Genomic DNA, 12276 nt, shown 5'->3' on the forward strand with positions numbered 1-12276 from the left:
TAAATGTTAAAATTCAGTTTGATATTGAACCAGGCGATCGCTTTCTTCAGAAGCACAATAAGCCTGAATAATCGTATATAAATCAATATCATTTTCTAATAAACACGCATGACCGCTATCGGGTAAAACCACCATTTGAGCATTAGGTAAAGTTTGAGTTAAAAATTGTCCTTCTAAAACAGAAGGTAATAATCGATCAGCACCACTCGCAATTACTAAAACCGGAATATTAATCTCACGAAGATGGGATTCTTTTGGTTTAAACCCTTGCAATAATTCTAATCGCCATGCTGATGTTTCTTTAGGAACTGAATTCATTGCTGCTAATAACGCTTGACGTTCTGAGGCTTCAATTCGTCCTAAAGACGCCAAAAACGGCAGTAAACCGATTACTGAACCGGGATAAAACCAATCAGGAAGCCATTGAGTTAAATAGGAACCCCATCTTAACCAAGGTCGTTGTTTAAAGGATGAAGCCGGATTAACTAAAATTAAACGACTAAACCATTCAGGAGCAACAATTGCGACTAATAAAGCTAAACATCCGCCAAAGGATTCTCCACATAAATAAATCTCCCGTTTGGGGTTAGCTTGGCGTTCAACTTCAATTAAATCTATGGTTTTTTTAGCTAAGGTTTCCCAGTCAGATTGATCAGTTTTCGGAATCGTTAAACAACGAATTTCAAACGCATCCATTAACCGAGGAATTTGAACATTAAACAGTTGACCTGTTCCATCCATTCCCGGTAAAAACAAAAATAACGGTAAATCTGGTCGAGGAGAAGTGGGTTTGAGAAAATTTAGGGTGTTTTCCGTGACTCTGGATGATGTTAAGGAAGAAACAGTCATAATTTAGCTGGGGTTGGCGGTTGGTTGTTGACGGTTGACCGTTGACGGTTGTTGGTTGTCGGTTCACGTTCGTAGGGGCGGGGTTACCCCCATGGGTGTCAACTTAAGCCGAAAACCCGTGATTAAAGCCGAGATTAGATCCCCCTAAATCCCCCTTAAAAAGGGGGACTTGGATCTCCTGTTCCCCCCTTGTTAAGGGGGGTTAGGGGGGATCGTTGACTGGGAATCAGATAGCGCGTGAATTCGGGTTTAAGCGCCTACTTCTAGCGTTAAGTTGACACGCTTTGGGTTACCCCGCCCGTACCAGTCAACTGTCAACTGTCAACCATTAACTTATATTTTGTAACAGAATTTTAGGACAAGTCCGTTTCATTAAACCCGTCAAGACATTTCCGGGGCCAATTTCTACGACTTGTTGAACCTCTAATGCTGATAATTGTAAACAAATTTCTCGCCACCGGACAGAACCCGTCATTTGTTGAGTTAGACGTTGTTTTAACAGAGTTGGATCGGTTGTGGGTGTGGGATCAACATTGGATAAGACCGGAACTTCAGCAGAATTAAAGGTTATTCCGTCTAAAATTTGTTGAAATTCTGTAGCAGCTTCCGCCATTAAGGGAGAGTGAAATGCACCGGAAACATTCAATTTAATCGCCCGTTTTACTTTAATATTTGCTAACAGTTGATCAACGGCTTCAGGAGTTCCTGAAATTACAACTTGTGCGTCACTATTATCATTGGCTAAAACCACATTTTCTATTTGTTGAATTTGTTGTTCCAGTTGTTCTCGATTAAACCCTATTAACGCTGCCATTTGTCCGCCAGCCGTCTTAGCCATTAATTCTGCACGACATTTAACTAACTTCAAACCCGTTTCAAAATCAAACACCCCAGCCGCATATAAAGCCACATATTCCCCTAAACTATGACCTGCAACATAATTAGGAGATTGCCCTTGTTTTTTTAACTGATCTACCAGTAACGTTTCAACCACATATAAACTCGGTTGAGTGTATAAAGTTTTAGAAATTTTATCTTCTGGATCACTACAAATTTCAGGAATAGACCACCCCAGAATATTTTTAGCTAATTCTAATTGAGCTTGAAGTTCAGACTGTTCAAATAAATCTGCCCCCATGCCAATCTTTTGCGAACCCTGACCCGGAAAAATCCATGCTGTTGTTGTCATTTTTATTTTTTAACGATTAACTGTTTACTTTTACACTGATTCTGGGCGGGGAAACCCCGCCCCTACAACTGATTATCTTCCCCATTCAAAAATAGCCGCACCCCAGGTTAATCCAGCGCCAAAACCAGAAGTAACAATGCGATCGCCGGGTTTAATTTTTCCCTCTCGAACAGCTTCATCTAGGGCTAAGGGAATAGAAGCCGCAGAAGTATTACCATATTTTGCTAAATTACTAATCACTTTTTCTGAGGGAATATTTAACTCTTCTGCGACCGCATTTAAGATGCGTTGATTCGCTTGATGGAGAATTAACCAATCGATTTGATCAACAGTTAAATTTGCTCTAAATAATGCTTTTTCAATGATTTCTGGAACTTTTTTAACAGCAAATCGATAGATATCTTTACCATTCATTGTAATCGGATGATAACTCCCTTGACCAATCGTAATTCCGGGTAATATTTCTTGCGGTTGGGGTTGATAGGATAAATTTAAAGATTGATTTTGTCTGCCATCACTTCTAATTTCAAATCCCAAGAGGCGATCGCGTTCATCCGCCTGTAAAATCACAGCCCCAGCCCCATCACCAAATAAAATACAGGTGGAACGATCTGACCAATCAACCCAACGAGATAGAATATCAGCCCCAATTAAAAGAACAGTTTGATAAACCCCAGTCCGAATAAATTGGGAGGCGGTAACTAACCCAAATACAAACCCCGAACAAGCGGCGGTCATATCAAAAGCCACTGCTTTCGTTGCACCCAATTGAGCTTGAATTAAACTAGCACTTCCAAATAGATCATCAGCTGTTGATGTAGCTAAAATAATCAAATCAATATCCCCAGGATCAATTTGGGCCATAGCGATCGCCGATTTAGCCGCCGATGTTGCTAATGCACTTAAGCAAGTATTCGGATCAGCTAACCGTCGCTGCTGAATTCCCGTGCGAGAAGTAATCCATTCATCGGAAGTTGCGACCCGTTCAGACAGTCCATAATTATCGAGTAAAACCGAGGGAGTCGCCGATCCGCAGCCTGTAATTGCAATGCCTGTTATTGTCATCGAACCTCTGTTCTTTGTCATGAGCTTGAAGAAGGCGATCAGTGACGAGGTAAAAGGTAAAAGGTAAAAGGTAAAAGGTAAAAACAAGAACATTTTGCCATTTTACTTTTTACTTTTCCCTTAAAATTAGGATTAACTACTGACAGCTTTTTGATCAGGTTGAGAGTGTTGTTGATATTGGGATTGAATGCGTTCTAGCACTTGGTTATCGATCGCCTCTTTTGCCAAACGAACTGCATTAGCAATCGTTGCACCTTTCGAGGAACCATGACTAATAATACAAACCCCCGCCACCCCTAAGAGCAAAGCGCCGCCATGTTCAACATGATCCACCCGTTGTTTAAACCGCATTAAACTCGGTTTCAGCAGCGTTGTTCCCAATTTTGCCTGTAATCCCGAAGTTAACTCCTCCTTGAGCATTTGCAGAACTGCTTCTCCCACTCCTTCAGCAAATTTCAATAGCACATTTCCTACAAAACCATCGCAGACAATCACATCAAATTTCCCCGTGAGGACATCTCGGCCCTCAGCATTTCCACCAAAGGCAATTTCAGGATGATTTTCTAGGAGTTGATAGGTGCGAATTGCCAGATCATTGCCTTTACAGGCTTCCTCACCAATATTGAGTAACCCCACTTGGGGTTGAGGCGTTCCCAGGACATAACGACTGTAAATCGTTCCCATTACGGCAAACTGTTCTAAAAATTTGGGGCGACAATCAACATTCGCACCCACATCTAAGACCAAAACCGGAGAATCAAGCTTCATGGTGGGCAAAACAGCACCAATAGCAGGGCGATCAATACCGGGGAGACGTCCCAAACGCAACAAAGCCGAAGCCATTGCTGCACCGGAATGACCCGCCGAAACGACTGCATCGGCTTTTTTTTGCTTAACTAAATTCATTGCCACGTTAATTGAAGCTTTGGGTTTGCGTTTCAATGCTCCCAAGGCTTCTTCGTGCATTTCGATCGTTCCCTCAGCCGGAATAATTTGGGGTAGGGGCAAATTGCTAGAGTGGTGTTTGAGGGCGGATTCAATTTGATCGGGATCACCGACCAAAAAGACTTCCACGTCCCATTTTTCCTGTGCCATAATTGCCCCTGCAACGATTTCGGCCGGAGCATGATCTCCGCCCATAGCGTCAATTGCAATTCGTGTGCGAGTTGAACCCATTGACCAACGTTAGAGAAACCTTCAAAATTTTACCGGAAGATTGCCAAGTCTAAAAGAGGGGAGCACCGGGAGCAGGGGAAGAGTTTTTCCTTTATTCTTTAGTATTGGGTTGGTTTGATGTTTTTTAGCGATTAAATATGATTGATATTATTAGTTCGGGATTAGTGAGTGTTTGGTTGGAAATGGCGGGGATGGATCAGGCGGGACTGAATGCCTCTCTACTGGACAATTTAGAGACTGAGTTATCGCAAGCCGTATTTCCTCAACAGCCTGATCCGGTTGCAGAAGCGGTGATGCAGCAATATTTGAATCGCTTATCAGCAAAAGGACTTTCAAAGGATATACAGGGGATCTGGGTGCAGTCGAGTTGGGTTCCCTTGGCTAAGAATTCGGGGACAACACCCCTACCTGCGGCTTCTCTGACGAAGATTGCGACTTCTTTGGCATCCCTACAGGTTTGGAGTCCTGAACATCGGTTTGAGACGTTAATCGGGGTCACTGGGCCGATTGTTGGGGGTGTGGTACAAGGGGATTTAGTGATTACGGGGAATGGTGATCCGTTTTTTATTTGGGAAGAAGCGATCGCATTAGGAAATACCCTAAATCAAATGGGAATTCGTGGGGTAACAGGGAATTTAATTATTGCGGGTAATTTCTATATGAATTATGAAGTTGATCCCCTTAAGGTGGGTGAATTATTAAAACAAGCATTAAATTCAACTTCTTGGAACGAAGAAATTATCTATCAACATTCTCGAATGACACCGGGAACCGCTAAACCTCAAGTTATGATTGCGGGAAATGTAATCTCTCAATTTGGGGGAGCTAATTCAACATTAATTATCCGTCATCAGTCTTTAGCCTTAGTGGAAATTATTAAACAAATGAATATTTATAGTAATAATCCGATGGCTGAAATTTTAGCGGCTAATGTTGGGGGGGCAGCTACAGTTAGGCAATTAGTATCACAAGCGGCAGGAGTTCCTATAGAAGAAATTCGGTTAATTAATGGTTCGGGATTAGAACCTGAAAATCAAATTTCTCCGAGGGCTGTTGTCGGAATGTTCATGGCTTTAGCTCGATATTTACAAGAGACTAATATTACCGTTGCTGATTTATTTCCGATTGCCGGAATAGACACCCAAGGAACTTTAGAAGACCGAAAAATACCCGTTTCTACTCCGGTAAAAACTGGAACGTTATCGGATGTTAGTGCGTTAGCCGGGGTTTTACCCACCCGTGACCGGGGTTTAGTTTGGTTTGCTATTATTAATCGCGGAACGGATTTAGATGGGTTAAGAGCCGATCAGGATTTATTATTACAACAATTGGTAAGTCAATGGGGTTCTCCTAATACCTTACCCGAATTAATTCAACCTCATATTGATGGTCGTCGTCCGGGTATTGGTGATCCGAATCGCAATCAAATTTTAGTCCAAACCGTTGCACCATCTTCATAAATTTTTATTAATTTAATCATCAAATATCAGGTGTTTAGATGGGACACCTAAACTTTTTAACGTTTGAATAAGGAGTAAAAAATTTAATGACTTCACCCTATGAAGGTTTAAGTATTGAGCAATGGAAATCCAAAACACAGGAGTTAATTGAAAATCATCCGCTTCATTTAGAAATGATTAGAGAAATTGCTTTGAAAAGTTGGGATATTTTATGGCAAACAACAATTGGAGAAGGTGAATTAGCAATACCACTTTATAGCTTAGATGTTCCTGCTATGGTCGTTGGTTACTTTTTTGAAAAGTTATTTGCTAAAGAACTACAAATGAGAGCACCTCAATTGTGGAGGGGTGGTATTAGTAAAGAAGAAAAAGATCTAGTTTATATTTCAGATCAATCTTATTCTATTGAGATCAAAACATCAGGTCAACTGGGTTCAAAAATTTTCGGAAATCGCAGCTATGGAAAATCAGTGGAAAATCCTGATTTAGCTAAAAAAGAAAAATCGGGTTATTATATCACCGTTAATTTTTACGATCAGATGATCAACTTGATCAGATTTGGTTGGATTGATCATTCAGATTGGAAAGCACAATTATCACAAACAGGTCAAGCCGCAGGTTTAAGTGAAGAGACTTACACCTATAAGTTAATCCCTATTACTGGAGAATATCGGTTAAATACTCCTGTCACATTGCTTAAAGGTGTTGGCAAAAAGACAGCTAAAATATTTGAAGCAGAAGGCATTAAAACAGTTCGAGAGTTGAAAAACTATCAAGGTAACAATCAAAAATTGTTGGAATTTAAACAAAAGCTTGAAGATTTAGAATTGAGATAATGTAACAACTATTCGTTACCAGATTTGTAGATTAATTATAAATTAAAGGCAATAATGAAGTTTGTATGAAATTTATTTCTTCTAAATGATTTTGTATTCTTTGAGTTGCAATTTCACAATATTCGGGTTTAATTTCAAAACCAATTACCGGACGATTTAAACTTAAAGCTGCGATCGCAGATGTTCCCGAACCTAAAAAAGGATCTAGAATTAAATCTCCTTGATTAGAAGAGGCTTTAATAATCCGATCAATAACAGAAACGGGAAATTGTGCAGGATGAGAAGTTCGTTCTTTAGAAGCACGATTTTTACCGGAGGTTACTTTAGGAAATGACCAAACATCCGTCGGGTTTTTTCCTAATGGATTGACTTTAATTTTACCATTTTTCTTTTGATTGGGATATTTAACATTGGGATCACGAATTTCATCTAAATTAAAAATATAATTATTAGGATCTTTGACATACCAGAGAAATTTTTCGTTTCGGGGTGAAAAGAACTTTTTTCCAGCAACTCCTGCTCCATAATTCCAAACAATCTCTTGAATTAAATAAAACGGTATTTTATCCCATAATAAATAAGGAATCGGAATTGCTTTAGCAGAACCTGGAATAGAGGTATAACCTAAATTTAACCAAAATGCACCGTTAGGATTTGTCAGTCGAAAAATTTCTTGAATCCATTCAATGCACCAACTTAAATATTGATTGAGAGGCAAACAATCTTCATATTCTTTACCAATGTTATAAGGAGGACTTGTAACGGTTAATTTAAAGCTATCAGAAGGAATTTTTTTTAATGCTTCTAAGCAATCTAAATTATAAATCAAGCAGTTCTGAGTTTTAAAATAAGGTTCACCCAAAATCCCAATTATTTCAGTTAAATTCATTTTTTGTTTTTAGGATATAGAAAAGATTAAATCACTTTAATTATACCAAAATAATTAAATTTTGTATCAAAAGCAATAATGATTTTTCTAAAATATGCTAAACTTGTTTATATTAGGAACGTTAAGCTCTGATAATATGGTATCCACTTTAACAACTCTCCCCCTAGAAAACGGTGATCAATTAACTCGGATTGAGTTTGAACGTCGTTATGCCACGATGTCTGATGAAAAAAAAGCAGAATTAATTGAAGGAATTGTCTATATGGCAGCCGCATTACGTTACAAAAGTCACGGAGAACCCCATGCTTCTATTATCGGTTGGTTAGCTTTCTATAAAGCAGCAACACCCGGAGTCGGTTTAGCGGATAATACAACTGTTCGTCTGGATCAAGATAATGAACCTCAACCGGATGCTTTATTAAGAATTGAACAGGGGGGACAATCAATAATTAGTGAAGATGATTATGTCGAAGGAGCGCCAGAATTACTTGTTGAAATTGCCGCTTCCAGTGCTTCTATTGATGCTCATCAAAAGTTAAAGGTTTATCGTCGTAACCAAGTCCAAGAATATTTAATTTGGCGAGTGTATGAACAACAATTAGATTGGTTTAGATTAAGAGAAGGACAATATATTAAACTTTTAGCAGATTCAGAAGGAATTCTAAAAAGCGAAGTATTTCCGGGTTTATGGTTAGATGAACAAGCTTTATTAGCGGGTAATTTAGCTCAGGTTTTAAATATATTACAACAGGGAATAGCCACCACTGACCATCAAGATTTTATTAAAAATTAATCCAATTAACAATAATTGCAGTGTTCCTTAGTAGGGGCGGGTTCGCCAGAATATTTGTTAATAATAATAAACCTAAATAAACCCGCCCTCTTTCTCTTTCTCAACTGGGGTGGGGCGGGTTTACAAAGATTATTTCTGGGATTTGTTAGATTGTATAGAACCCGCCCCTACGGGTTTTGGGAAATGTAGGGGCGGGTTCGCCCAGATTTTTGTTAATAATAATAAATCTAAATAAACCCGCCCCACTATTCTAAACTACAAGAGTTGAGGATAATAGTTGCTAATTTTTGGGCGGCTCCTGGTTTCCCTCTGACTTGTTGTAAACGCTGGCGCATGGCTTCTAATTGTTCAGGATGATCTAAATAATATAAAACTAAATTAGCGATATCTTCGGGTTTGAGTTCTCCTACTAATTCGGGTACAATTTCCTGTTTTGCCCAAATATTCGGCCATGCAAATAGTTTACCCTGTTTTAATATTAACCCATTAATAATTTTAGCAAAAATAGAACCCAATCCGGGTAAATTGGCTAACATTCCGGGTATCCCATCCCAAGAACGCATCGCATCTAATTGTTGAGTAGGTAATAACACAATCATGGGAACAGCTAAGGCGCCTAATTCGGCGGTATTGGCTCCCACTGTTGTTAAGCAAATCTGACAGTTTGAAAGTAAATCATAAGCGGGAAACTGGGTATAAAGTTCTATTTTTACCCCATTTTTTGTTTCTAAATAAGCTGGATCTCCTAAATGCAGTTGGGCTGAAATTCCTCCAAATTTTGCTATAATTGGGTTAGATTGAGGAGCGGCAAAATTAGCTAAGGTTTGTAAATCTAAGGTAGGCGCAACAGGAATAATAAATCTGGCTTGAGGTCGTTTTTGGTGTAAATATTCAGCGATCGCTAAGGCTAATGGGATACCTTGGGTTAATTTTGCAGATTTAGATCCGGGTAATAATCCAATGATGATATCATCAGAAATTATAGCGGAAGAACTTGATAAAGCTACATCTGCCATTAAATCTCCGATCACTTCAAATTTAGCTTGATAAGGTTGAGGAATAGTATCTAAAATCTCTGATTTCATCACCCCAAAACGATTAATATAACGCCACCAACGCGCCTCCCATTCGGCATAAATTACGCTGTGATAGCCTAAGCGTTTACTAATAACTACGGTAAAAAATTGATCTCCCCCTAAAAATAAAACGACACCTTGTTTATACCAGTCCCAGTTTTCTTGAGTTTTTCCCCATAATAAAAATTGCCAAAAATATTCCGCACCTTGAACTCGATCAATTTCTGGGTAAGAATGAGCTATATTAACTTCTTTTCCGGTCGCATTTGGACAAGGAGATAATATTAAAGAAATTCTCACCTGAACAGGTTGATTTTGTAGTTGTTCTCGTAAGGCTTGAACAACGGGACGCACCCAGGTTGTAATTTCACCGGGGCCATTAGAAAGGATTAAAATATCAATAGGATTTTCCATATTAAAGCAGGGAATTGTGAATTACGAATTACGAATTACGAATGGAAATAAAAAGACTTGACTATTTAGGTTTGAGGATCAATATTTGTCCTAATCATACTGGCGATCGCTATAAATCAAATATTTTGCAATTGATCCAAACTGATGATATCAACAACAGGAGAACGACAATTTAATATAATATCATTATGTCTTTTAAGCAAGATAATCTGAGCTATAAATACCCAAAATAGTTGTGATAGATTACGAGATTTAAGATGCTTTTTAATTTCTGAAAGGTTTGCTTTTGCTATTATTTTATTTTCTAGTTTATAAACCCAATTAACTCCCCGTTTAGAGATTTGAAAACAATAACCGGGGAGATAACTGCCTTGATTTGCCCAAAACGCATAGCGTTCTCCTAATGTAAAATAGTGAAAGATATTATTAATTTTACTATTTTTAGTTAATTCGGGTGAAATTCCCAAGGAATTATAAGTCACCGTTGAGCGAATATAATCTGAGTATTTGAGTACAATCTGTTGAGCCACTTTTCCTCCTAAACTTTCCCCAATAATATCGGGTTTCTGTCCCTGTTGACTGTGTTGTTTTAACCAAGCGATCGCTCCTTTTTTTTCTGCCGCTTTTAACTGTCCTTGCCAACTGGCAATAAACACATCGGGTGTATCTTCTAAAACTCGATAAAATGGATACCATGACCCATATCCTCGAATCACTAAAACGGGAGGTTGATTCGCTTTTAAGGGAAGACGACCCTCGGCATAAAATCCGGTTAGTTTATCTTCAAACACTTGATCAATAATATAGTCTCCTAAAACCTTTTGTCCGATGTTATGATTAATATAAATCGAAGGAGCATCCGGTTCAAACAGTCCTTTAACTTGCGGTTTAGCAAATTTTTCATAGAGACGATCCAAACTATGCCGACCCGTTACCGAATCAATAAAACCCTCTTTAAGAATAGCAGAAGGGTTTGAAGCTTGATTTTTAGAGAAAAAATTAAACCAATTTTTGATCAGGAATTTCACCGCACATTAAACCCATATTGACGCTGATTTTTAATAAAAAGGCAATTAGATTAAGAAATTAAGTCCTTAATTTTTGCGGGAGTTAATTCTTCTAATTGATTTAATACAATTGTTGCTCCCGCCTTTTCTAAGTTTTGCTGATAGGTTTGACGACGTTCTAAATCAGCTTGTTGAATATGGGGCGGAAGCACCCCAACACCGATCCAAAAACGCTCAGGTTGTTGTTGTTTCGCTTTAGTTACAGTGTACAAATCAGCAACAGTATCCCCAACATAAAGAACGGGAGTTTGTTGATTTTCTTCGGTTTCTAATTCTGCAATGACTTCAAATAGTCCCGTTGGATCAGGTTTCCCTGGAACATCTTCCATCGCCCTTAATACGGGGATACCTAAATTCAGTTTACCTTGCAAAACATAGAGGGCTTCATCTCGCATCGCACCACTAAAGAAACCCCAAAGCATCTGATTTTCGGTCAAATTTTTGAAATAATTAGGGGTACAGAGTAGGGGTTCTGAGCCAATATAACCTGTCCACTGTTCGGGATCTGGCCCTCGATAGCGGGACTGGAAAAAGTCGATCAGGTGTTGATAATTGAGGGAAATTCCGGTTCTGGCTTGTCCCTGGGCTTCAAAATAACGATAGACTAATTCTTGAGATGCTTCCCAATCGTTATTCCAAATACCCTCAGACTTGAGGTAATCAATATCCGTGAGGGTGGGACGGGAGGCGCCACCTGTAAAGTGTTCTACGGTATCGGCGATCGCCCGTCGATAGGAACCCCCGACATCCCGAATTACCCCATCAATATCAAAAACCACGATAGCTGTTTTCATCATTGAGTCACCCTTAGACCGTTGAGCTTCTGCCATGCTCAAGGCTACACCTGAATCCTACATCCACGCAAATCTCGATAAAAATTGATCAAGTTAACAAATTCTGGAAGATTCAGTTCAAGATCAGGTATTATAAAGGATTGTAGTATTTTTAGTTAAGCCTGGGGTAGACCTGGAGGTGTAATTGTCAAGGTTTGTATTAAAAGTTCTCTGGCTGGATGAGAATGTTGCACTGGCGGTGGATCAAGTGGTGGGTAAAGGCACAAGTCCTTTAACCTCTTACTTTTTCTGGCCCCGCAACGATGCTTGGGAACAACTGAAAACAGAAATGGAATCCAAGCGTTGGATTTCCGAAGAAGATCAAATCAGTTTGCTTAACAAAGCAACCGAAGTGATCAATTATTGGCAAGAAGAAGGCAGAAATCGCCCGATGAGCGAAGCCCAAGGCAAATTTCCTGAAGTTATCTTTACAGGGAGCAGCTGATCTCCTTCACCTTGAGATATGTTTTGATTGTGTGAAGACTCCAACGCCATAGCAAATGCTGGGCGTTGGTTTTGCATTAATTAGCAGAGTTTGTCCGTCACTTCTAGGAATTCAAAGTTAGCATAGGAATAGGCAGAAAAGCTTAGTCTTGTTCTTCCGAGGAACTCAACGGAAAATAACAGGG

General features: G+C 39.2%; 12 protein-coding genes. 4 read left to right on the forward strand and 8 right to left on the reverse strand.

Annotated features, from left to right (window positions below; translation table 11 throughout):
- Positions 1-6 precede the first annotated feature (6 nt).
- The 4 genes from PL8927_RS15185 to plsX all read right to left on the reverse strand — a co-directional run bounded on the left by PL8927_RS15185 (position 7) and on the right by plsX (position 4279).
- Positions 7-849 carry an alpha/beta fold hydrolase gene (locus PL8927_RS15185; RefSeq protein ID WP_231506030.1) on the reverse strand — a complete coding sequence of 281 codons (843 nt, stop codon included), beginning with the start codon at positions 847-849 and terminating at the stop codon, positions 7-9.
- 328 nt (positions 850-1177) lie between these two features.
- Positions 1178-2038, reverse strand: coding sequence for an ACP S-malonyltransferase (fabD, locus tag PL8927_RS15190; RefSeq protein ID WP_083623039.1), 861 nt, complete (start codon positions 2036-2038; stop codon positions 1178-1180).
- 72 nt (positions 2039-2110) lie between these two features.
- Positions 2111-3103, reverse strand: a complete 993-nt coding sequence (locus tag PL8927_RS15195; RefSeq protein ID WP_083623042.1) for a beta-ketoacyl-ACP synthase III — start codon at positions 3101-3103, stop codon at positions 2111-2113.
- 132 nt (positions 3104-3235) lie between these two features.
- Entirely contained in the window at positions 3236-4279 is a 1044-nt protein-coding gene (gene plsX, locus PL8927_RS15200) for a phosphate acyltransferase PlsX (RefSeq protein ID WP_083623044.1), read from the reverse strand.
- 137 nt (positions 4280-4416) lie between these two features.
- On the opposite strand from plsX, the gene PL8927_RS15205 reads away from it, so the two are divergent.
- Together PL8927_RS15205 and PL8927_RS15210 are read left to right on the forward strand one after the other, a co-directional pair.
- Positions 4417-5739: a D-alanyl-D-alanine carboxypeptidase gene (locus PL8927_RS15205; protein ID WP_083623047.1), complete on the forward strand. Its 1323-nt coding sequence runs from the start codon at positions 4417-4419 to the stop codon at positions 5737-5739.
- An 86-nt stretch (positions 5740-5825) separates the two neighbouring features.
- A complete protein-coding gene (locus PL8927_RS15210) occupies positions 5826-6575 on the forward strand; it encodes a ScaI family restriction endonuclease (RefSeq protein WP_083623048.1) in 750 nt (249 codons plus the stop codon).
- A gap of 31 nt (positions 6576-6606) precedes the next feature.
- Here PL8927_RS15210 and PL8927_RS15215 read toward each other — a convergent pair whose 3' ends face one another.
- On the reverse strand, positions 6607-7464 hold the full coding sequence (locus PL8927_RS15215) for a DNA-methyltransferase (RefSeq protein WP_083623050.1): 858 nt from the start codon (positions 7462-7464) through the stop codon (positions 6607-6609).
- 136 nt (positions 7465-7600) lie between these two features.
- On the opposite strand from PL8927_RS15215, the gene PL8927_RS15220 reads away from it, so the two are divergent.
- Positions 7601-8257 (forward strand): Uma2 family endonuclease, encoded by a 657-nt coding sequence (locus tag PL8927_RS15220; protein WP_197047430.1) that lies wholly within the window; start codon positions 7601-7603, stop codon positions 8255-8257.
- A 245-nt stretch (positions 8258-8502) separates the two neighbouring features.
- Here the strand turns inward: PL8927_RS15220 and PL8927_RS15225 are convergent, their stop codons facing one another.
- From PL8927_RS15225 to PL8927_RS15235, 3 genes are all read right to left on the reverse strand, one after another.
- On the reverse strand, positions 8503-9747 hold the full coding sequence (locus tag PL8927_RS15225) for a glycosyltransferase family protein (RefSeq protein WP_083623054.1): 1245 nt from the start codon (positions 9745-9747) through the stop codon (positions 8503-8505).
- Between the two features lie 116 nt (positions 9748-9863).
- Positions 9864-10775: an alpha/beta hydrolase gene (locus PL8927_RS15230; protein ID WP_231506031.1), complete on the reverse strand. Its 912-nt coding sequence runs from the start codon at positions 10773-10775 to the stop codon at positions 9864-9866.
- 50 nt (positions 10776-10825) lie between these two features.
- Positions 10826-11608: a TIGR01548 family HAD-type hydrolase gene (locus PL8927_RS15235; protein WP_083623365.1), complete on the reverse strand. Its 783-nt coding sequence runs from the start codon at positions 11606-11608 to the stop codon at positions 10826-10828.
- A gap of 184 nt (positions 11609-11792) precedes the next feature.
- Here PL8927_RS15235 and PL8927_RS15240 point away from each other — a divergent pair, with 184 nt between their 5' ends.
- Entirely contained in the window at positions 11793-12092 is a 300-nt protein-coding gene (locus tag PL8927_RS15240) for a 30S ribosomal protein PSRP-3 (protein ID WP_083623056.1), read from the forward strand.
- The last annotated feature ends 184 nt before the right edge of the window (positions 12093-12276 follow it).

Source organism: Planktothrix serta PCC 8927 (assembly GCF_900010725.2).
GTDB classification, from domain to species: domain Bacteria; phylum Cyanobacteriota; class Cyanobacteriia; order Cyanobacteriales; family Microcoleaceae; genus Planktothrix; species Planktothrix serta.

Bases quoted from the DNA above. Each gene is read 5' to 3' on its own strand.
- PL8927_RS15185 (WP_231506030.1), bottom strand. From the start codon at position 849: ATGACTGTTTCTTCCTTAACATCATCCAGAGTCACGGAAAACACCCTA.
- fabD (WP_083623039.1), bottom strand. From the start codon at position 2,038: ATGACAACAACAGCATGGATTTTTCCGGGTCAGGGTTCGCAAAAGATT.
- PL8927_RS15195 (WP_083623042.1), bottom strand. From the start codon at position 3,103: ATGACAATAACAGGCATTGCAATTACAGGCTGCGGATCGGCGACTCCC.
- plsX (WP_083623044.1), bottom strand. From the start codon at position 4,279: ATGGGTTCAACTCGCACACGAATTGCAATTGACGCTATGGGCGGAGAT.
- PL8927_RS15205 (WP_083623047.1), top strand. From the start codon at position 4,417: ATGATTGATATTATTAGTTCGGGATTAGTGAGTGTTTGGTTGGAAATG.
- PL8927_RS15210 (WP_083623048.1), top strand. From the start codon at position 5,826: ATGACTTCACCCTATGAAGGTTTAAGTATTGAGCAATGGAAATCCAAA.
- PL8927_RS15215 (WP_083623050.1), bottom strand. From the start codon at position 7,464: ATGAATTTAACTGAAATAATTGGGATTTTGGGTGAACCTTATTTTAAA.
- PL8927_RS15220 (WP_197047430.1), top strand. From the start codon at position 7,601: ATGGTATCCACTTTAACAACTCTCCCCCTAGAAAACGGTGATCAATTA.
- PL8927_RS15225 (WP_083623054.1), bottom strand. From the start codon at position 9,747: ATGGAAAATCCTATTGATATTTTAATCCTTTCTAATGGCCCCGGTGAA.
- PL8927_RS15235 (WP_083623365.1), bottom strand. From the start codon at position 11,608: ATGAAAACAGCTATCGTGGTTTTTGATATTGATGGGGTAATTCGGGAT.